Annotated in this window: 23 protein-coding genes; 11 read left to right on the top strand and 12 right to left on the bottom strand. The window is 72.1% G+C overall.

The genetic code is table 11. The annotated features are described in order from the left end of the window. Positions 1-29: 29 nt before the first annotated feature. Positions 30-1,094, bottom strand: a complete 1,065-nt coding sequence (locus A3CE_RS0148130; RefSeq protein WP_020647302.1) for a winged helix DNA-binding domain-containing protein — start codon at positions 1,092-1,094, stop codon at positions 30-32. After that, positions 1,091-2,218, bottom strand: coding sequence for an epoxide hydrolase family protein (locus A3CE_RS0148125; RefSeq protein WP_020647301.1), 1,128 nt, complete (start codon positions 2,216-2,218; stop codon positions 1,091-1,093). The genes A3CE_RS0148130 and A3CE_RS0148125 overlap by 4 nt, the downstream gene beginning before the upstream one ends. 62 nt (positions 2,219-2,280) lie before the next feature. Between A3CE_RS0148125 and A3CE_RS0148120 the strand changes: the two genes are divergently transcribed. Further along, positions 2,281-3,270: a helix-turn-helix transcriptional regulator gene (locus tag A3CE_RS0148120; RefSeq protein WP_020647300.1), complete on the top strand. Its 990-nt coding sequence runs from the start codon at positions 2,281-2,283 to the stop codon at positions 3,268-3,270. Here the strand turns inward: A3CE_RS0148120 and A3CE_RS59140 are convergent. From A3CE_RS59140 to A3CE_RS0148105, 3 genes are all read right to left on the bottom strand, one after another. Further along, positions 3,258-3,722: a hypothetical protein gene (locus A3CE_RS59140; protein WP_020647299.1), complete on the bottom strand. Its 465-nt coding sequence runs from the start codon at positions 3,720-3,722 to the stop codon at positions 3,258-3,260. The two genes, A3CE_RS0148120 and A3CE_RS59140, sit on opposite strands and share 13 nt — an antisense overlap. A gap of 115 nt (positions 3,723-3,837) precedes the next feature. Beyond that, positions 3,838-4,317, bottom strand: coding sequence for an SRPBCC family protein (locus A3CE_RS0148110; protein ID WP_020647298.1), 480 nt, complete (start codon positions 4,315-4,317; stop codon positions 3,838-3,840). A gap of 1 nt (position 4,318) precedes the next feature. Beyond that, positions 4,319-4,654, bottom strand: a complete 336-nt coding sequence (locus A3CE_RS0148105; RefSeq protein ID WP_020647297.1) for an ArsR/SmtB family transcription factor — start codon at positions 4,652-4,654, stop codon at positions 4,319-4,321. Between the two features lie 91 nt (positions 4,655-4,745). On the opposite strand from A3CE_RS0148105, the gene A3CE_RS0148100 reads away from it, so the two are divergent. The 6 genes from A3CE_RS0148100 (at position 4,746) to A3CE_RS0148075 (ending at position 10,913) form a co-directional block, all read left to right on the top strand. Next, positions 4,746-5,963: an ROK family transcriptional regulator gene (locus A3CE_RS0148100; protein ID WP_020647296.1), complete on the top strand. Its 1,218-nt coding sequence runs from the start codon at positions 4,746-4,748 to the stop codon at positions 5,961-5,963. A 118-nt stretch (positions 5,964-6,081) separates the two neighbouring features. Continuing rightward, positions 6,082-7,101, top strand: coding sequence for an ABC transporter substrate-binding protein (locus A3CE_RS0148095; RefSeq protein WP_020647295.1), 1,020 nt, complete (start codon positions 6,082-6,084; stop codon positions 7,099-7,101). After that, a complete protein-coding gene (locus A3CE_RS0148090) occupies positions 7,098-7,871 on the top strand; it encodes an ABC transporter ATP-binding protein (RefSeq protein WP_020647294.1) in 774 nt (257 codons plus the stop codon). Before A3CE_RS0148095 ends, A3CE_RS0148090 begins: the two co-directional genes overlap by 4 nt. After that, positions 7,868-8,710, top strand: coding sequence for an ABC transporter permease (locus tag A3CE_RS0148085; protein ID WP_020647293.1), 843 nt, complete (start codon positions 7,868-7,870; stop codon positions 8,708-8,710). Before A3CE_RS0148090 ends, A3CE_RS0148085 begins: the two co-directional genes overlap by 4 nt. Beyond that, on the top strand, positions 8,707-10,020 hold the full coding sequence (locus A3CE_RS0148080; protein WP_020647292.1) for an LLM class flavin-dependent oxidoreductase: 1,314 nt from the start codon (positions 8,707-8,709) through the stop codon (positions 10,018-10,020). The genes A3CE_RS0148085 and A3CE_RS0148080 overlap by 4 nt, the downstream gene beginning before the upstream one ends. After that, a complete protein-coding gene (locus A3CE_RS0148075) occupies positions 10,017-10,913 on the top strand; it encodes a TauD/TfdA dioxygenase family protein (RefSeq protein ID WP_020647291.1) in 897 nt (298 codons plus the stop codon). The genes A3CE_RS0148080 and A3CE_RS0148075 overlap by 4 nt, the downstream gene beginning before the upstream one ends. A gap of 67 nt (positions 10,914-10,980) precedes the next feature. Here the strand turns inward: A3CE_RS0148075 and A3CE_RS0148070 are convergent, their stop codons facing one another. The 3 genes from A3CE_RS0148070 to A3CE_RS0148060 form a co-directional block, all read right to left on the bottom strand. Next, entirely contained in the window at positions 10,981-12,168 is a 1,188-nt protein-coding gene (locus A3CE_RS0148070; RefSeq protein WP_020647290.1) for an amidohydrolase, read from the bottom strand. Positions 12,169-12,241: 73 nt separating this feature from the next. Continuing rightward, on the bottom strand, positions 12,242-12,721 hold the full coding sequence (locus tag A3CE_RS0148065) for a hemerythrin domain-containing protein (protein ID WP_020647289.1): 480 nt from the start codon (positions 12,719-12,721) through the stop codon (positions 12,242-12,244). An 8-nt stretch (positions 12,722-12,729) separates the two neighbouring features. Next, positions 12,730-13,098 (bottom strand): hypothetical protein, encoded by a 369-nt coding sequence (locus A3CE_RS0148060; RefSeq protein WP_020647288.1) that lies wholly within the window; start codon positions 13,096-13,098, stop codon positions 12,730-12,732. Positions 13,099-13,235: 137 nt separating this feature from the next. On the opposite strand from A3CE_RS0148060, the gene A3CE_RS0148055 reads away from it, so the two are divergent. Continuing rightward, complete coding sequence (locus tag A3CE_RS0148055) at positions 13,236-14,333, top strand: carboxylate-amine ligase (RefSeq protein ID WP_020647287.1); 1,098 nt, start codon at positions 13,236-13,238, stop codon at positions 14,331-14,333. Positions 14,334-14,373: 40 nt separating this feature from the next. On the opposite strand, the gene A3CE_RS0148050 is transcribed toward A3CE_RS0148055, so the two are convergent. After that, positions 14,374-14,769: an STAS domain-containing protein gene (locus A3CE_RS0148050; RefSeq protein WP_026469574.1), complete on the bottom strand. Its 396-nt coding sequence runs from the start codon at positions 14,767-14,769 to the stop codon at positions 14,374-14,376. 112 nt (positions 14,770-14,881) lie between these two features. Here A3CE_RS0148050 and A3CE_RS0148045 point away from each other — a divergent pair, with 112 nt between their 5' ends. Further along, positions 14,882-16,015 (top strand): carboxylate-amine ligase, encoded by a 1,134-nt coding sequence (locus tag A3CE_RS0148045; RefSeq protein ID WP_020647285.1) that lies wholly within the window; start codon positions 14,882-14,884, stop codon positions 16,013-16,015. A gap of 8 nt (positions 16,016-16,023) precedes the next feature. Continuing rightward, entirely contained in the window at positions 16,024-17,022 is a 999-nt protein-coding gene (locus A3CE_RS0148040) for an iron-containing redox enzyme family protein (protein WP_020647284.1), read from the top strand. Between the two features lie 76 nt (positions 17,023-17,098). Here A3CE_RS0148040 and A3CE_RS0148035 read toward each other — a convergent pair whose 3' ends face one another. Further along, entirely contained in the window at positions 17,099-17,308 is a 210-nt protein-coding gene (locus A3CE_RS0148035; protein WP_020647283.1) for a CDGSH iron-sulfur domain-containing protein, read from the bottom strand. Next, complete coding sequence (locus tag A3CE_RS0148030) at positions 17,295-17,999, bottom strand: methyltransferase (RefSeq protein WP_020647282.1); 705 nt, start codon at positions 17,997-17,999, stop codon at positions 17,295-17,297. Before A3CE_RS0148030 ends, A3CE_RS0148035 begins: the two co-directional genes overlap by 14 nt. A gap of 158 nt (positions 18,000-18,157) precedes the next feature. On the opposite strand from A3CE_RS0148030, the gene A3CE_RS57620 reads away from it, so the two are divergent. Further along, entirely contained in the window at positions 18,158-18,316 is a 159-nt protein-coding gene (locus A3CE_RS57620; RefSeq protein WP_020647281.1) for a hypothetical protein, read from the top strand. A 73-nt stretch (positions 18,317-18,389) separates the two neighbouring features. Here the strand turns inward: A3CE_RS57620 and A3CE_RS0148020 are convergent, their stop codons facing one another. Then, a complete protein-coding gene (locus tag A3CE_RS0148020) occupies positions 18,390-19,664 on the bottom strand; it encodes an ATP-grasp domain-containing protein (protein WP_020647280.1) in 1,275 nt (424 codons plus the stop codon). Positions 19,665-19,700 lie beyond the last annotated feature (36 nt).

Raw genomic sequence — 19,700 nt, 5'->3', positions numbered from 1 at the left:
GATTCTGGCCCAGCGCGGCGGTCCGGCGGTCAGTTTCCGGTGAACCGGACCGGCCGTTCCCCCGCGTCGAGGAACGCCAGCAGCCGCCCGGCTTCCCCCTCGATCTCCGCCCGCTCCCCCGCAGAGAGCCGGTCGTGCGGCGAGACCTCCAGGCCCGTGCCGTGCAGCCGCCAGTCCGCGCGGTAGAAGCCGTCCACCAGCACGGTGCCGCGTGAAGCGCCGTTGCCCGGCGGCAACGGGACCCGCCGGCCGGGCGGGAGCACCCGGGCCCGGTCGGCGTGCGAAAGCAGGACGTTGTCGTACTCCGGCAGGAACCGCGCCGGCGCCGGGGTGTCCGGGTCCGGGAGCAGGCCGTCTTCGACGTCGTAGAGCACGTCGCCGGACTCCGCGCGGACCGTCCGCAATTCCATCGGCTCGACGACTTCCCGCAGCTTCGTCAGTCCCGACCACGCCTGGACGTCGGCGACCGACGCCGGGCCGAACGCGCGGAGGTAGCGGCGCACGACGTCCTCGATCGGCGGCTTTTCGGCCAAGGGACGGCCGAGCCAGCCGTCGAGGGTCGTGAGCACGGCCGGGCCGGTCGAACCCCAGACGCCGCGGGGCGGGACCTGGGCCGTGGGGACGAAGTAGCCGACCGCGTACGAGAGCGCCTCGGCATCGTGGTCAGGCCAGCGTTCGGCGAGGAGATCCCGCAGCTGCCGCCGCGTGCGTGGCCGTTCTTCGAGCCACGCGCGCCCGGCGGCGGCCACCACGTCGAGGTCGGCGTCGCCGATCCGCCGGCCGAAGTGCCCGGTGTAGCCGCTCGCCACGACGCGCTGGATCAGCGGCCGCAGGATCAGCGCGTCCTCGGCGAGGACAAGGTGGACCGTCCCCCGCATCAGCGACCCGCGCACGGCGTCACGCCCGGTGATCAGCGCGGCCAGTTCTTCCGGCCGGAAGCCGGAAAGCCGGGTCCACAAACCGACGTACGGCGCCAGCGGTGCCTGCGCCTGCAGGCCTACGAGGTGCCCGAGCATCGCGGCGGCCGGCTGCGCGGTCCGCTCGAGGAGGTGCTGCCGCGCGAGCAGCGCACGGTTGAGCGCGCGGACGTTCACGGCCGAAGCTTACGGAAGAACGCGCGGATGTCGCCCACGAGCAGCCCGGGCTCCTCCATCGCCGCGAAGTGGCCGCCCTCGGCGAAGTCCGACCAGTGCACGATCTTCTCCTCCGGGTCCATGATCCGCCGGACCACCGGCGAGGTGTTGAACACCGCCCAGCCCGCCGGGACGTCGGAGGGCGCCAGCCAGCCGTGTCCGGAGTGGGCGGCCTCGTAGAGGAACCGGGCGGCGGTCGCGCCGCTGCGGGTGAACCAGTAGAGACTGACGTTGGTCAGCAGCCGGTCGCGATCGATGCCGTCCGCCCCGGTCCACGCTTCGAACTTCTCCGCGATCCAGGCCAGCTGGCCGACCGGGGAGTCGGTCAGCGCGGCCGCGATCGTTTCGGGCTTGTGCGACTGGAGGTCGAGGTAACCGCGGCCCGCCCGCCACGCCGCGCGGGCGGTGTCCAATTCGGACTGTTCGGCCTCGGACAGGTTCTCCGGCACCGGCAGTTGCTCGCCGGCGAGCACGATCGTGCCGCGGTCGCTGTTGACGTGGGTCCCGATGACGCGGTCCGGGTACACCGCCGCGAGCCGCCCGGTGACACCCGCGCCGAGGTCGCCGCCCTGCGCGGCGAACCGGTCGTAGCCGAGCCGGGTCATCAGCTCGGCGAACGCGCCGGTCGTCCGGGCCAGGTCCCAGCCGGGGCCGCTCAACGGCGTCGAGAACCCGAACCCGGGCACCGACGGGACGACGACGTGGAACGCGTCCGGGCCCGGCTCGGTCAGCGGGCCGATGACGTCGAGAAACTCGGCGATCGAGCTGGGATAGCCGTGGGTGAGCAGCAGCGGCATCGCGTCGGCCTGCGCCGAGCGGACGTGCAGGAAGTGGATCGTCTGGCCGTCGATCACGGTCGTGAACTGCGGAAACGCGTTGAGCGCCGCTTCCTGGGCGCGCCAGTCGTAGCCGTCGCGCCAGTACTCGGCCAGCTCCCGGACGACGTCGGCGGGGATGCCGCGGGACCAGTCCGGCTCGTCGCCGGGCACGGGTTCGGCGAACCGGGCGGCGGCCAGGCGCCCGCGGAGGCCGGCCAGCTCGGCCTGTGGGATCTCGATGCGGAAGGGGCGGATTTCGTTCGTCATGGGAAGCACGTTAGAAGCCATTGCGGAAGACTTCCTTCCGCGATTCGTGCGATCCTCGGAGCATGTTGCAGACCTCCGCCCGCCTCCTGCGGCTGCTGTCGCTGCTCGAAACGCGGCGCGACTGGACCGGCGCCGACCTGGCCGGCCGGCTCGGCGTCACCGCGCGCACCGTCCGCAGCGACATCGGCAAGCTGCGCGAGCTCGGCTACCCGGTCGAAGCCGCCCCCGGCGTCCAGGGCGGTTACCGCCTCGGCGCGGGCGCGCAGCTCCCGCCGTTGCTGCTGGACGACGACGAAGCGGTGGCCGTCGCGGTCGGGCTGCGGACGGCCGCGGGCGTCGCCGGCATCGCCGAGACGTCGGTGCGCGCGCTCGCCAAGCTGGAACAGGTGCTGCCGTCGCGGCTGCGGCACCGGGTGCGGGCGCTGCAGACCGCGACGGTCACGGTGCCCGGCGCCGGCCCGGCCGTCGACGCCGACGTGCTCACCGCGATCGCGGCGGCGATCCGGGCGAGCGAGCGGCTGCGGTTCGGCTACACGAGCCACCAGCGCACGCCGAGCCGGCGCGACGTCGAGCCGCACCGGCTGGTCAGCTGGGGACGGCGCTGGTACCTCGTCGCCTGGGACACCGCCCGCGACGACTGGCGCACCTTCCGCGTCGACCGGATGACGCCGAAGGTGCCGAACGGCCCGCGGTTCACCCCGCGCGAGCCGCCCGAGGGCGACGTCGCGCAGTTCGTGCAGCGGAGCGTAGGCGCGGCGACCTGGCGGTTCCACGCGAAAGTACGGCTGCACGCTTCGGCGGACCACGTGCGGGCCCGGCTGCCGATCGCCGTCGGCGTGACGCCCGAGGGCCCGGACCGGTGCGTCGCCGAGGTCGGGTCCGACAACGCGCAGATGCTCGGGCTGTACCTCGGGATGCTCGAAGTGGACTTCGAGGTGCTCGACGCCCCGGAACTCGCCACGGAACTGGCGAAGACCGGCGAGCGGTTCCTGCGCGCGGCCGGCGCGGGAAGCCCGCCGGCCCCCGGGACTATTTCACATCAGTCTTGGTAACAGAGCTTTGCGGCGATCGCGACCGGGACCTTTTCGCACAAATCTCCCGTGCCGCCAGTCTGGGCGATCCAGGTTCCGTTCCGGTAGGCGAACAGCACATTGCCCCCGTCGATGTCGTTGGAGAAATGGGCGAACGCCCAGGGAGCCACGCATTTGATGCGCTGGAGGCCCTTGCTGTCGACGAGAAGCGAGCGGGAGAGCTGCTTGTCCGCCTTGAGCGCGGCTTCCAGCCTGGCCTTGGTCGCCGAGGCACAGGCGTCGGCCGGCCCGTTCGCCGCAGGCTGCACAGGCTTCGCGGCCTGCGCGGTGGTGGCCGGGCCGGTCGTCGTGGTCGTGGCCGGCCCGGCATCCGGCGATTTCTGCTGACCGGAACAGGCAGCCAAAATCACGGCCGCCGCCAAAGCGGCTCCGGCACCGAAACCAGCGCGCACGACACGGTTGAGCGAAGTCATTGTTCCCCTGAGCACAGTGGCGGCCCCTCGCCGCCTTCACAGCCATCAAGACGCTCAGTGGTATTCCCGGTTGTACGGCCAAGCTAACGGTAGAATAACGCGCCGAGCCCCCGCGTTATCGCAAGGAGTTCGCCAGCTCCTCGATGATCACCATCTGCTCCTGGACGCCGACCTCCATGCCGGATTCGAGGATCGTGTCCCGCAGCTCCCGGCTGCCCGTCTCGGTCAGCAACTCCAGGCGCGTGCGGTCGCCGTCCAGGGCGGTGAAGGTGACCGTGTTGAGCGGCCCGTCCACGGCGTCGAGGTCCACGCCCGGCATCTCGAACACCTCGGTGTAGACGATCCGCTCGTCCGGGACGATCTCGCGGTACTCGCCGTGGAAGCCGACCTCGGCGCCGTCGTTCGTCTTCAGCACGTACCGCCAGCGCCCGCCGGGCCGCAGGTCCATCGCGACCTCGGTGGTCGTCCCGCGGTGGCCGCTCCACCAGCGTTTCACCAGCTCCGGCGTGGTCCACACGCGGTAGACCAGGTGTTTCGGCGCGTCGAACTCGCGCGTGATGAGGATCCGGTCGTCGGCGGGGGTGGTGATCTCCACGTCACTGCTCCTGTTCCTTGAGTTCCTCGAGGACGTCGTCCATCAGGTCGAACCGCTCCGCCCACGTCCGTTCGTACCGCTTGACCCAGTCGTGGATGGGTTTGAGCGCCGGCCCGTTGAGCCGGTAGAGCCGCTGGCGGCCGTCGCCGCGGACGTCCACCGCGCCGACCTCCCGCAGCACCCGCAGGTGCTTCGACACCTGCGGCTGGGCCAGGCCGAGCAGGTCGACGAGGTCGCCGACCGACCGCTCACCGGCCATGAGGAGGTCGAGGATCTGCCGCCGCCGGGGTTCGGCGACCGCGTTGAACGTGTCCGCCGTCGTCGCTGCTCGTGCCACGCGACTCATCATATTCCCATATGGGCATGCGTCAAGGCCCCACATCGTGGGCACGCTGGGCGCGGGGCGCCGCGTCTGCGACGATCGAGCCATGCCCTCCCCGGTGGACGGTCCACAGAGGACGGACGCGCGCGGCGCCCGGCGCAGCGCGAGCGCGAGCGCGGTCCTGCGGGCGGTCCTCGACTCCGGGCCGATCGCGCGCAGCACCATCGCGCGGCAGACCGGGCTGTCCGCGGCCGCCGTCACCGGGCACACCGCCGAGCTGGCCCGGCTCGGGCTGCTGCGCGAGCTCCCCGAAGCCGAACCCCGCCGGAGCGTCGGGCGGCCGCACGTGCCGGTCGGCCTCGACACCGGCCGGCACGTCGCCGGCGCGCTGCACCTGGCCGTCCACCACGCCACCGTCGCGCTGCTCGACCTGCGCGGGAACGTCCTGGTGCAGCACGAAGAGCCGCACGACGGCCTGGCCGCCGAAGACCTGCTCGCGCGCGCCGCCGAGATCCTCGACGACCTCCTGCTCGGGCACGCGCCGGACCGCGAGCCGCTCGGCCTCGGGGTCGCCACCGGCGGCTGGGTGGACCGCGAGTCCGGCACCGTGGTCGAGCACCCGCCGCTGGGCTGGCGGAACGTGCCGGTGCGCGACCTGCTGGCCGAAAGCACCGGGCTGCCCGTGGAGGTGGACGGCCACGCGCGGGCGCTGGTCCACGCCGAACGGCTCTTCGGGCACCCGCGGGCGCGCGAAAGCATCGTGCAGCTGTTCACCGGCAACGTCGTCGACGCCGCGTTCGCCACCGGCGCGGGAGTGCACCACGGCCCGCGGTCGGCCGCCGGCGCCGTCGCGCACCTCCCGGTCGACGACAGCACCGAGCCGTGCCACTGCGGGCGGACCGGCTGCCTCGAAGCCACCGTTTCGGAAGCGACGCTCGCGCGGCGAGCCGCGGAAAGCGGGCTTCTCACGCGTCCGGACTTTCCGGAATTGCTCGCGCTCGCCGCGTCCGGCGATTCCGCGGCGGTGCGGTTGTTCCACGAACGCGCGCGGCTCATCGGCCAAGCGGCCGCTCTCCTGCTCGACGTGCTGAACCCGGCGGTGCTCGTGGTGGTCGACCGGAGTGTAGCGCGGGTGCCCGGCTGCCTTCCCACCATCCGGGACGAGGTCCGGCGGCGATCACGCTGCCTCGATCCGGCGGAAACCGTTGTGGGCACGAGCTTCCCGGGCACCGAGCTGGCGACGGCCGGCGGCGCGGTGCTCCTCGACGTGCTCTACGATGACCCGCTCGGTCCGCTCCTGACCCGGTGGCCGCGCGCTTCGTAAAACGGGCACTGTCCTCAACGGCGGAGTTATTTCACGAACTCGCAAAATTGACCGTCCGCTCGGCGGTCCCGAACAATCGAGGGCAACCCCGCCGACTCCCGGAACGGACGAAACCACCGTGAAGAAAACCCTGCCCCTGCTCGCCTTCGCCGCGGTGCTGCTGGCCGGCTGCGCGTCGGCGACGGCCACCAGTACGCCCGGGCAACCCGAGAAGCTGGAGCTGCGCTACCAGGGCAGCGCGAACTCCGTGACCCTGCCCGAACTCGCGCAGGACCTGGGCTACTTCGGCCCGGTCAAGCTGAAGTGGGTCGGCAACACGATCAGCGGCCCGCAGGACATCCAGTCCGCGGCCACCGACCAGACCGACTTCGGCGGCGCCTTCACCGGCGCGGTCGTCAAGCTCGTCGAAGCCGGCGCGCCCGTCAAGGCCGTCGTCAACTACTACGGCTCCGACGCGAAGGCCTTCATCGGCTTCTACACCAAACAGGACAGTCCGATCCGGACCGCCCGCGACCTGATCGGCAAGAAGGTCGGCGTCAACACCGCCGGCGCGAACCTCGAGGCCGCCCTCGACACGTGGCTGAAGGGCCAGGGCCTGTCCCGTGACGAGATCAAGCAGGTGCAGCTCGTCGTGATCCCGCCGGTGAACGCGGAGCAGGCGCTGCGCAACGGCCAGCTCGACGTCGCCGCCCTGCAGGGAATCCTGCAGGACCACGCGCTCGCGGCCGGCGGCGTCCGCCCGCTGTTCAGCGACGTCCAAGCGTTCGGCCCCTACAACGGCGGCCCGTACGTGCTGCGCACCGAATTCATCAAGAAGTACCCGGAGACGACGAAGATCTTCGTCGCGGGAGTGGCCAGGGCGATCGAGTGGGAGCGCACGACCCCGCGCGACGAAGTGATCGCCCGCTTCACCAAGATCATCCAGGCCCGCGGCCGCAACGAGAGCACGGACACGCTGAAGTACTGGAAGAGCGTCGGCATCACCCGCGGCGGCCTCATCTCGGACCAGGACTACACGCTCTGGGAGCCGTGGCTGAAGGAGCAGGACTACCTCAAGGGCGACAAGATCGACACCTCGAAGCTCTACACCAACGAGTTCAACCCCTACCGCGACGGCGCCCCGGCGGTGACGAAGTGATCGCCATCCGCTCGGTGACCAAGACCTTCGGCGAGCTCACCGCGCTCGACGACGTCTCCCTCGACATCGCCGACGGCACCTTTCTCTCCCTGGTCGGGCCGAGCGGCTCGGGCAAGTCGACGCTGCTCGACCTGCTCGGCGGGCTCGCCACCCCGACGTCCGGCGAGGTGCTCATCGACGGCCGGCCGGTGCGCGGGCCCGGCCTCGACCGCGGGGTCGTGTTCCAGCAGTACGCGCTGTTCCCGTGGCGCACCGCCCGCGCCAACGTCGAGTTCGGCCTGGAAGGCGGCTCGCTCGGCAAGCGGCAGCGGGCGGAGCGGGCGCGCGAATACCTCGCCCTGGTCGGGCTTTCCGGTTTCGAGGACCGCTACCCGCACGAGCTGTCGGGCGGGATGAAACAGCGCGTCGCGATCGCCCGCAGCCTCGCCTACGACCCGGCGGTGCTGCTGATGGACGAGCCGTTCGCCGCGCTCGACGCCCAGACCCGCGAGCAGCTGCAGGAGGAGCTGCTGCGGATCTGGCGCCGGACCGGCAAGACCATCGTGTTCATCACCCACGGCATCGACGAGGCCGTCTACCTCGGGCAGCGGGTCGCCGTGCTGACGTCGCGCCCCGGCAGGCTCAAGGCCGTCGTCGACGTCGACCTCGGCGACCGCGACGGCGACGTGCGTTCCGGTGCGGCGTTCGGGCGGCAGCGCCACCTGCTCTGGGAACTGCTGCACGACGAGGTCCGCAAGGCGGCCGAACACGAACGGAGCGCGGTCCGATGACCACCACCCTCGACGCCCCGGCCGTCCACACCGGACCCGTTCCGGTCGCGCGACCGCGACGACGCTGGACGAAGAAGCTCACCCGCGCGGTCCACGGCTCAGCCGCGGTCGTGTTGTTCGCGGCGCTCTGGGAGCTGGTCCCCCGGTTCGTCCTCGACGAGAGCACGCGGACGTTCCTGCCGCCGCTGTCGGAAGACCTGCAGGCCCTGTGGGGCCTCATCGCCGACGGCGAACTCGCCGAGCACCTGCAGGCCAGCATCGGCCGGTCGGCCGCCGGGTTCGCGCTCGCCGTCGGCGCCGGCGTCCCGCTCGGGCTGCTGATCGGCTGGTACCGGCCGGTGGCGCGGTTCCTGCAGCCCCTGCTGGAGCTCGCCCGCAACACCGCCGCGCTGGCGCTGCTGCCGGTGTTCACGCTCCTGCTGGGCATCGGCGAGCTGTCGAAGATCAGCCTGGTGTTCTACGCGTGCGTGTGGCCGGTGCTGCTCAACACGATCGCCGGCGTGCATTCGGTCGACCCGCTGCTGGTCAAGGCCGCCCGCTCGCTCGCGCTGTCCAGTCCGCGGCTGTTCCGGAAGGTGATCCTGCCCGCGGCCGTGCCGACGGTGTTCACCGGCATCCGGCTGGCTGCGTCCTACTCGATCCTGGTGCTGGTGGCCGCCGAAATGGTCGGTGCGAAGGCCGGGCTGGGCTACCTGATCAACACCACCCAGGTGAACTTCCTGATTCCCCAGATGTACGCCGGGATCATCGCGGTCTCGGTGCTCGGCGTGCTCGTCAACCAGGGCTTCGTCGCCCTCGAACGCCGGTTCTCGACCTGGCGTCCCAAGGAGAAACCATGATGCACCTCAACGCCTTCGTGATGCCGAACGGGCACCACGAGGCCGCCTGGCGGCACCCGTCGACCGACCCGCACCGGGCCCGGACGCTGCAGCACTACGTGGACATCGCGCGGACCGCCGAGCGCGGCAAGCTCGACTCGCTCTTCCTCGCCGACGGCGTCGCGCTGTGGGGCAACGTGAAGCACAACTCCCACAGCCACTTCGAACCGCTGACGCTGCTGTCGGCGCTCGCCGCGTCCACGGTCCACATCGGACTGATTGCGACCGCGTCGACGACCTACAACGAGCCCTATCACCTGGCGCGCAAGTTCGCCTCGCTCGACCATCTCTCCGGCGGGCGCGCGGGCTGGAACATCGTCACCTCGGCGGGCATCGACGAGGCCCGGAACTTCAACCTGGCCAAGCGTCCCTCGCACGACGCGCGGTACGACCGGGCCGAAGAGTTCGTCGAGGTCGTCAAGAAACTGTGGGACAGCTGGGACGACGACGCCGCGGTCGTCGACCGGGCGAGCGGCGTCTACGCCGACACCGGCCGCATCCGCGCGATCTCCCACGACGGACCCCATTTCCAGGTCCGCGGGCCGCTCAACATCGAACGGCCGGTGCAGGGGCACCCGCTGCTCGTGCAGGCCGGGTCGTCGGAAACCGGCAAGGAATACGCGGCCCGGCACGCCGAAGCCGTGTTCACCGCGCAGCAGACCTTGGCCGAGGGCAAGGCGTTCTACGACGACGTCAAGGGCCGGCTGAGCAAGTACGGCCGGACGCCGGACGAGCTCAAGATCCTGCCCGGGATCTCGCCGATCCTCGGCCGCACCGAAGCGGAGGCGCGCGAGCGCGAGGCGGAGCTGACCGCGCTGATCACGCCGGACTACGGGCTGCAGCAGCTGTCGAAGATGCTCGACCACGACGTCACCGGCTACCCGCTGGACGGCCCGCTGCCGGAAGTCGGCAGCTTCACCGAGGGCGGCCAGAGCCGGTTCGAGCTGGTCGTCGGCCTGGCCCGGCGCGAGGACCTGACCATCCGGCAGCTCCTGGAGCGGCTCGCCGGCGGGCGCGGGCACCGCGTCTTCGCCGGAACCCCGGTCCAGGTCGCCGACGAGCTGGAGGCGTGGTTCACCGGCGGCGCCGCCGACGGCTTCAACGTCATGCCGCCCACCCTGCCCGGCGGGCTCGACGACTTCGTCGACCTCGTCGTCCCGGAACTGCGGCGGCGCGGGCTTTTCCGCACCGAGTACTCCGGCAGCACCCTGCGCGAGCACTACGGGCTCGCGCGTCCCGTCAACCGCAACCGAGTGAAGGAGCCCGCATGACCGCGATCAGCACCGACGTCCGCAAGCTCACCGGGAGGATCGGCGCCGAGATCATCGGCATCGACCCCGCCGGCGACCTCGACGCCACCCAGGTGGCTTTCCTGGCCGACGCCCTGCACGAGCACAAGGCGCTGGTGTTCCGCGGCGTCGACCTCGACGACGAGGGCCAGCAGCGGTTCGCCGCGCGCTTCGGCGAGCTGACCAAGGCCCACCCAACCGTGCCCGCCGTCGAAGGCGCGCCGGCGATCCTGCCGGTGGACAGCGAGCGCGGGCGGGCCAACCACTGGCACACCGACGTCACGTTCGTGCTCAACCCGCCGAAGGCCAGCACCCTGCGCAGCCTCGTGGTGCCGCCCTACGGCGGGGAGACACTGATCGCGAACACCGCGGCGGCCTACCGCGACCTGCCGGCGCCGCTGCGCGCGTTCGCCGACACCCTGCGCGCGGTGCACACCAACGACTACGACTACGTCCAGCCGCCGGAAACCCTGGACGAGCAGGAGAAGGAGCGCCGCGCCCAGTTCGTCTCGCGCAAGTACCGGACCGTGCACCCGGTGGTGCGGGTGCACCCGGTGACCGGCGAGCGCGGCCTGTTCATCGGCGGGTTCGCGCAGCGGATCGAGGGCCTGTCGGTGACCGAGTCGCGGGATCTGCTGCGGCTGCTGCAGTCCTACGTCACGCGGCCGGAGAACATCGTGCGCGTGACGTGGGAACCGAACCAGCTGGTGCTGTTCGACAACCGGGTCACCCAGCACTACGCGATCGACAACTACGACGGCCTGCCGCGGCGGCTCAACCGCGTCACGGTCGCCGGGGACGTGCCCGCCGGGATCGACGGGCGCGCCAGCGAGTCCCTCGAAGGTGACGCTTCGCACTACACCTCCGTCGCCTAGCCAGGCGCCGTCCGCACCCGGGTACCCGGGTGCGGACGGAAGGAGGGCGAGCGTGGTCGGTGCCGCGTCACCGCCCGTTCCGCGCCAGGTCCCGGAAGCTGTCCCAGGCCCGGCTGACCAGCGCCGGGTGCGTCCGCAGGTCGATCGCCGTGCGGGCCAGCGCCGCCGCCGACGCCAGCATCGCCGCCCGCCCCCGCGGGCTCGCCGCCGCGGCCGCGAACTCCGGCGTGTGGACCGACTTCTCCTCCGCCGTGATCGCGATGAACGGGTGGATCGCCGGCACGCGGACGCTGACGTCGCCGATGTCCGACGACCCCAGGAACACGCCGGGCGCCGGCGGAGTCGCGTGGATCCCGCGGGCCGCCAGGTGCTCGGTGAACCGCTCCGACAGCACCGGGTTGTCGCGAAAGTGCGCGTAACCGCGCCCGAGGCGTTCGACGTCCACCTTCGCGCCGGTCGCCAGCGCGGCACCCTCGGCGCAGGTCGCGACGTCCTCGGCCAGGCGGTCCAGCGCGTCGGTCGTCAGCGCGCGGAGGCCGAACCGGCCTTCGGCGCGGTCGGGGACGATGTTCGTCGCCTCGCCGCCGTGGGTGACGATGCCCTGGACGTGCGAGCCCGCGGGCAGCCGCTGGCGCAGGGCGGAGACCGCGCCGAACGCCTGGATCAGCGCGGCGAGGGCGTCGATGCCGTGCTCGGGATCGCCGGTCGGGTGGGCGGCACGGCCGTGGAAGGTCACCTTCAGCTCCACCTGCGCGGTCAGCGGAGCCCACGACCACGAGTGCACGCCGGGGTGGACCATCAGGGCCGCGTCGACGTCGTCGAAGACGCCGGCCTCGGCCATGGCGACCTTGCCGCCGCCGCGTTCCTCGGCGGGCGCGCCCACCGCGAGCAGCGAGCCCGGGCTGTCCCCCAGCACCTCCTTGGCGGCCAGCGCGGCACCGAGCCCGGCCGCGGCGATCAGGTTGTGCCCGCAGGCGTGCCCGAGGCCGGGCAGCGCGTCGTATTCCAGCAGCAGCGCGACGCACGGCCGTCCGTGACCGGCGCGCGCGACGAACGCGGTCGGCAGCCTCGCGACCCCCGTCTCGACTTCGAACCCGTCCGCGGCCAGCTCGCCCGTGAGCCGGTCGGCGGCGGCGTGTTCCGCATAGGACAGTTCCGGTCGTTCGTGCAGCGCGGTCGCGACGGCCCACAGCCGCTCGTCCAGGTGCTCGATCCGCTCGTCCGCCCGCTCGTGCAGCTCCTCGTGCCACTCCATGCCCTCCGGAATACCCGCACCACGCACGGTCACACAACCGGGGGTGTCCACGCGGCCCGGCTCCGGGCAGCGATCAGGCCTTCGCGCTCTTGAGGTCGAGGGGGTTCTTCGGGGCCTTCGGGCGCGCGTCGATCATCCGCTGTCCCAGCTCCTGCAGCTGCTTGCGGCCCATGGCCGAGCGGACCTCGGGGAACCACTCGTCCTCTTCCTCTTCGACGTGGTGGCGGACGTTCTCGGTGAGCACCGTGACCTTCGCGTCGAAGGTCTCCTCCTTCGCGTCCATGGCGAGCAGCTCGGAAAGCATCCACACGACGACGTGGTGCTCTTCCACGCTTTCCAGGATGTGGTCCTTCGTCTCCGGCACGGCCGCCCGCGCGGCCGGGTAGAAGATCTCTTCCTCGATGTAGGCGTGGACGGTCAGCTCCTCGATGATCGAGTCGGCGATCCGGCGCTTCTCGTCGTACGCGTCCTCCCCCGCCTTTTCGAATTGCTTGAAGAGCTTCTCCACGGTCTTGTGGTCGTTCTTGAGCAGCACGATCGCGTCGGTCGACATCGGTGTCCTCACGGTGTGGCCAGGTCCCGCAGGGCGACCTGGGAATTCTCGAGTTCCTTCGTCATCAGCAAGGCCACGGTCCCGGCGTGCGCCAGCGCCCGGCCGACCTCCCCTACCGAGTCCCACGTGGCCGCGACCGCCTCGCCGTCACCGAGGTGGACCACCTCGCCGGACAGCAGGCCCGCCTCCAGCCGGCTCTGCAGCGCCGGCAGCAGGTGGGTGAGATCGCCGGCCAGCAGGCGCAGGGCCCCGAGCACGCGGTACATCTCGGCCGGGGAATCGAGCTCGCCCCCGCCGACGCAGCGTGACAGCCGGCGCACGGTGGCACCCGCGTCGGCGGCCAGCAGCGACGGCGAAGAGGCGGCGCTCGGGTTCATGACCGGCCGGATACCCGCTCTCCGCCGGGGAAAACGCCGTTTGCCGGATTCCCTGCCCGGGTACTCAGGCGGTCCCCGGTGGCACCATTCGGGGCGGAGCCCCCGGAACCCCGAAAACGACCTCCAGGAGAACACCGGTGAACGAACCGACCGGCGATGTGCTGACCTTCGGCGTCGAAGAGGAGTTCTTCGTCGTCGACCGCCGGGGCCACCTGTCCCAGGCCGGCGACGACGTCGTCGACGCCGCCGAGGCGGCCGGCGACGAGCAGGGCGAGCTGCAGCACGAGCTCACCCGGTCGCAGGCCGAGGCCGCCACCGACATCTGCCGGACCCACGCCGAGGCCCTGCGCCAGCTGCGCGGGCTGCGCGGCGACCTGGCCCGGGCCGCGCGGCGGCGCGGGTGCCGGCTGCTGCCCGCCGGGTCCCCGGTGCTGTCCGAAAGCGACCCGCCGCGCATCACGCCGAACCCGCGCTACGAGCGGATGGCCGAGCACTTCGGCGCCACCGCGCGGACTTCGCTCACCTGCGGCTGCCACGTCCACGTCGCGATCCCCGACAAGGAGACCGGCATCCGGGTGCTCGGCCGGATCCGGCCGTGGCTGCCCGCACTGCTGACGGTGACCGCGAACTCGGCGGTCGCCGACGACTACGACACCGGCTACAGCAGCTGGCGCTACCAGCAGTGGAGCCGCTGGCCCTCGGCCGGCCCGCCGCCGCGCTTCGCGTCGCTGGACGAGTACGAAAGCATCGTCGACGCGTGGCTGCGCGCGGGCTCCATCCTCGACCGCGGGATGATCTACTGGGACGTCCGGCTGTCGGAGAAGCAGCCGACGCTGGAGTTCCGCATCGCCGACGTCGCCGCGACGCCGGAGGAAGCGGTCCTGCTGGCCGTATTGGCCCGTGGCCTGGTCGCCACGGCGCTCGACGACGACGATCCGCCGCCGTACCTCTCGAACGAGGTGCTGCGCGCCCAGCTCTGGCGGGCCTCGCGGGAAGGGGTCATGGGCTGCTGCCCGCACCCGAAGAGCGGGAGCCTCGAACCGGCGAAAGCGGTGCTCGACGACCTGATCGCGCTGACGGCGCCCGCGCTGGAAGCGGCCGGGGACCTCGAATTCGCGAGGGAAGGAACGGCGCGGCTGGCGGCCGAAGGCGGCGGCGCCGACCGGCAGCGGCGGCGCTTCGCGGAGCGGCAACGCGGCGAAGACGTCGTCGACCTGCTCGCCGGCGACAGCTGACGAGACCCCTAACTCGCCGGCGAGCAGCTGACGAAACCCCCTAACGAAGGGGCACGTCGAGGGCGTCGAGCAGTTCGAGCGCGCGCACGGCCGCGCGGGAGCGCCCGGGGTCGATGACGAGGTGGACGCCGGCGGCTTCGGCGTCGCGGTGGGCCCGGACCAGCGTCCGCAGGCCCGCGGCACCGAGGAACCCCACCTGGCCCAGGTCGACGCGCAGGACGCCGGGGCACGCGCGGACGTGCTCGGCCAGCGCGGCTTCCAGCAGGGGCGCGGTGCACGCGTCGATCTCCCCGCCGACCTCCACGACGATCGCGTCCGCGCTCTTCCACCGGGTCTGGCTCCGCAGGTCGCCGTCCGACGAGGCGCGGGGCGCGGGCAACCGGCGTGCCGACGGCGGATCCACCGTGGCCACGCGCACCCGCTCGTGAGTTGTCATGGGTGCGAGGTACCCGCGGCGCGCTCACGGCGAAACAAGCCCGGAGTCCGGGCGCATTTCCGGGGCCGGAACGGGTATCCCCGGCGGACGACCGTCCGGAAGGAGCCCGCCCATGTCCGACGGCCCGCCCACGATGGGTGTCGAAGAGGAGTTCCTCCTCGTGAACCCGCGCACGGGACACGCGTCGCCGTGCGCTGAGCCGGTGCTGGCGCGCTACCGCCACCACGGGCCGCTCCCCCACGGCGTCAAGGTCCACCGCGAACTGCGGCTCACCCAGATCGAGGCCGCCAGCGGCGTCTGCACCACCGCCGACGAGCTCCGGAACCAGCTGACGGTGGCCCGGCGCGTGCTGGCCGGGGCCGCGGCGGCCGAGGACTGCGCGCTCCTGGCGACCGGCACGCCGGTCGGGCCCGGACCGGCCGCCGCGCCGCCCGAAGGCACGGGCCGCTACGCCGAGATCGACGCCGCTTACGGCGCGGTGGTCGCCGACTACGACGCCTGCGGCTGTCACGTCCACGTCGGCGTCGCCGATCCCGACACCGCGGTCGCCGTCGTCAACCACCTGGGCCGCCGGCTGCCGACGCTGCTCGCGCTGTCGGCCAACGCGCCGTTCGACCACGGGCGCGACACCGGTTACCACAGCTGGCGGATGGTCCTGCAGTCACGCTTTCCCGGCTCCGGCGTCGCGCCGTACCTGCGAGACCACGACGAATACCGCCGGGTGGTCGAGACGCTGGTCGGCTGCGGCGCGCTCGTGGACCCGGACCAGACGTTCTGGCTGGGCCGCCCCTCCGGCCGGTTCCCGACGGTCGAGTTCCGGATCGCCGACACCGCGCTGACCGTCGACCACGCCGTGCTGCAGGCCCTGCTGAGCCGGGCCCTGGTCCAGCGGGCGCTGGCCGACCTCGACCGGGGCCGGGAAGCGGCGCCGCTGTCCCCGCAGGTGGCCGCGGCGGCGGTGTGGGCGGCGGCGCGCCACGGCCTCACCGGGGAACTCGTCGACGCCGGCGAGGAGACCCGGCACCCCGCGTGGTCGCTGGTCGGCGAACTCCTGGCGCACGTGCGGGAACCCCTGGAAGAAAGCGGCGACCTCGACGAAGTCGAGAACCTGCTCGCGGCACTGCGCACCGACGGCACCGGGTCCGTGCAGCAGCGCGCGGTGGCCGGGCGCGGGACGGCGGCCGCGGTGCGGTGGCTCACCGCCCGAACCGTGCCGTCGGGGCATGGAACGCTGCTCACGGGGTAGCCGGAGTCATGACGACCTCCCTCGCCGGGGCCGCACTCCCGGCCGCCCGGGGCTCCCTCTCGGAGTCCGTGCTCGCGATTCTCCTGCGTGCCCGCCCGCGGGCGGACCTCGACTTCGACGGCCTGGCGGACGCCGACCCGCTCGGCGACGACCTCCAGCTGGCCCTGCACCTGTGCTACGAACTGCACTACCAGGGCCTGCCCGGCGTGTCGGCCGACTGGGAGTGGGACCCTGAGCTGCTGCGCCTGCGCGGCGCGCTGGAGGCCCGGTTCCTCACCGCACTTCGCGAAAACGTGGCGGGTGGCGACGACGTGGCGGCCGAACTCGACGCCCTGCTGGTCGAGCCGGTCGACGCCGAAGGCGTCTCGCACTTCCTGCGCGACCACGGCGGCTGGAAGCAGGTGCGGGAGTACTTCGCGCACCGGTCGATCTACCACCACAAGGAAGCCGACCCGCACGCGTGGGTGATCCCCCGGCTGCGCGGCCGCGCCAAGGCCGCGCTGGTCGCGGTGGAGTTCGACGAGTTCGGCGGCGGCCGCGCGGAGTTCGTGCACGCGCGGCTGTACGCCGATCTGCTGCGTGCGGCGGGGCTGCCGGACGGCTACCTGGAGCTGATCGACCACGTCCCCGGCACGATGCTGGCGGTGGTCAACATGATGTCGCTGTTCGGCCTGCACCGGTCGCTGCGGGGCGCGCTGTGCGGCCACTTCGCGGCGGCGGAGATCACGACCGCGCCGTCCGCGCAGCGGATGGACCAGGCCCTGCGGCGCCTCGGCGCCCCGGAGGCGTGCCGGTTCTTCTACACCGAGCACATCGAGGCCGACGCGGTCCACGAGCAGGTGATGCGCCACGACGTGCTCGGCGACCTGCTCGAGCAGGAGCCCGAGCTGGCCGCCGACGTCGTCTTCGGCATCCAGGCGACGGAGTTCCTGGAGGGCCGGTTCGGCGCACGGTTGCTGAACAGCTGGAAGGCCGGCCGCTCATCGCTGCTCCGGCCCCTCGGCTGATCGCCCCGGCGGAAAGTCCATGAGGGGCACCCTCATGGACTTGAAAGTCATGAGGGTGCCCCTCATGTCCCTTGCCTCAGCCGTCCTGGGTGCGCACCCGTTTGCGGTGGCTGGTGTCACAGAACGGGTACCGCTTGCTGCGCCGGCACGCGCACACCGCGACCAGGAACCGGTCGGACTTCACGACTTCGCCGTCCGGCGTGCACAGCTCGACCGGTCCTTCCACCAGGACCGGCCCGCCGGGTACGACGGTCACGCGGCGGGGACGGCGCTCAGCGGTCGGCACGCAGCACCACCAGCTCCTCCATCCGCTGACCGGGTTCGATCAGCCCGGCCGACTCGAGGAACGCCGTCCGTCCGGACAGGACCGGGCCGAACGGGATCCGCGCACTGCGGGCCACCGACGTCCGGAGGCCTTGCGCGGCCAGGAGCTCCCGTGATCTGTCCACATCGGACATCGTCGACTGCACGAGCAGCAACGTCCCGCCCGCGCGCAGGAGCGTGCCGGCGGCCGAGCACAGCGGGTCCAGGACCGCCCGGCCGTCCGGGCCCGCGTCCCAGCCCCGGCTGGACCGGACCGTCGGCGCCGGGGACGGCACGTACGGCGGGTTGGCGACCACGACGTCGAACGGGCCTTCACCCAGTGCTCTGGCGAGGCCGCCCCGGCACGGGCGTACCGCGAGCCGGCGCGCGAACGCGTTGAGCCGCGCCGAAACCAGCGCCCGGCGCGAAAGGTCCACCGCCAGCACGGTTCGCGCGCCCCGGCGGGCCAGGGTGAGCGCCTGCGCGCCGGTGCCGGTGCAGAGGTCCAGAGCCCGCGCGCCGGCCGGGATGGTCAGGTCGTCGATCGCCGCGGCCAGCAGGGCGGTGTCCTCCTGGGGGCGGTAGACGCCGGGCAACCGCAGCAGCCGCGGGACGGGCGGCACGGCCCGGGCGGCCAAGGGGCCCGGGCGGACGGGTTCCGCCGACGTGGTCATCTCGGTCTCCTTCACCTCGCCGCGGTCCCCGGCGCGATCGCCGGTGAGACAACCGCGTCGGCCCCCGGCTACCCGGCGATGATCGCGGCAAACGCTGCGGTTCGACCGGCCGCGGAGGGGTACCCGGGCCGGAAAGGACCGATGAAGGAGGACCCGAAGTGACGTCCGAGGACCGCACGCAGCACCCGACCGAACCCGCCGGAGGCGGCCGCGACCCGCACGGCGACACGCCGGAAGCCCAGCGGGAAACCCTGCGCGGCGAGCAAGGCACGTCGAGCGGTGACGAGCACGACGACAGCGACCCGCAGTCGGGCTGACTCCGCCGCAGGAAAAGCGACCGCGGGAAAGCGGGGGTCGCGTTCGGACTGTCCGAACGCGACCCCCGTTCTCTTATGCCTGGTCGAACTCGAACGGCAGCGCGTCGACGCACGCCTGGTACTTCTGCACCATTTCGTGCTCGGTGTGCCCCGCGACGAACAGGTGGGCCAGCTCGAAGCTGTAGCTGTCCTGCTCCGGCAGGTCCGAAAGCCGTTGCCCCGCTTCGGGGATGATCTCGATCTGGGTGCCTTCGACGCGCTCCTGGATCGCCGCGATCTCGTCGGCCGTCGGCACGCGCGTCACGACGCCGTCTTCGAAGCGGCGCAGGTACCACTTCCCGGCGATCTGGTACTTGCCCTTGCTGGGACGGCGCCCGGGATTCTGGCCGAGGCCGAGGCGCACCATGATCTCGTGGTTGGCGACCCCGTCGACGAACTCGAAGAGTTCGGCGTGCGACTGCGAATGCCGCGGGTTGATCTCCAGCAGGCACACCTGGCCGGACTCGGGGTCGCAGAAGAACTCGATGCTGAAGGTGCCGTTGTCGAAGCCGATCTGCTTCATCACCCGCTCCGCGACGTCGCGCATCCGCTGGACGGCCTCCTCGCCCAGCTGCGACGGGTACTGGTGGCGCAGGAACGACGAGCTGTCCGGGTAGTTGATCGAGTCGAGCGCGCCGTAGACGACGACCTCGCCCTGGTAGACGTACCCCTCCACAGCGGCTTGGACGCCGTGCAGCGCCGCTTCGGCCAGGCAAGCCGCGCCGCCGACGCGGGCGATCTCCGGCGGGAGCTCGACCTGTTCGAGCACGTACCCGAACGGCTCCCCCACGCGGCCGACACCGGCCCGGATCTCGGCGACGGCGTCGGCGAACTCGCTCTCGTTCCCGGCCTTGAACGCGAGCTCCGAGGAGAACGACTTGACCGGCTTGAGCCACATCGGGAAATCGACGCCCTCGGGCGGGGCGGGCCGCTCGGCGTCGAGGTCGACGATGCCGAAGTTCGGGAGCTCGTCGATCACCTTTCTCTGTTCGAGCCTGCTCCAGTACTTGTGTTCGCACTTCAGCACCGCCTCCAGCGACACGCTGGGCAGGTCGTACCGCGCGCACAGGATGGGGACCAGCGACGCGGCCGGGAAGTCCCAGTAGCTGACGATCGCGCCGACGTCGCCGTCGAACGCGTCGAGCTCGTGCTGCGCCGTCTTCAGGAGTGCTTCGAAGTCGATTTCGCCGTGCTGCAGCTCTTCGGGGGTCAGCAGGCCGTGGAACCGGTAGCTCCCGGACCAGGGCAGGCGATCGAGGACCCGCCGGTTCTCCTCGTCCAGGCCGATCACGAAGATGTTCGTACTCATGGCCAGGGGCTACCCGACGCGCCGAGCGGCCGAAAC

It is taken from the genome of Amycolatopsis balhimycina FH 1894, assembly GCF_000384295.1.
GTDB lineage: Bacteria > Actinomycetota > Actinomycetes > Mycobacteriales > Pseudonocardiaceae > Amycolatopsis > Amycolatopsis balhimycina.
Note: the sequence above shows the minus strand (reverse complement) of the source record. Positions and strands in the feature narration are given on the sequence as shown.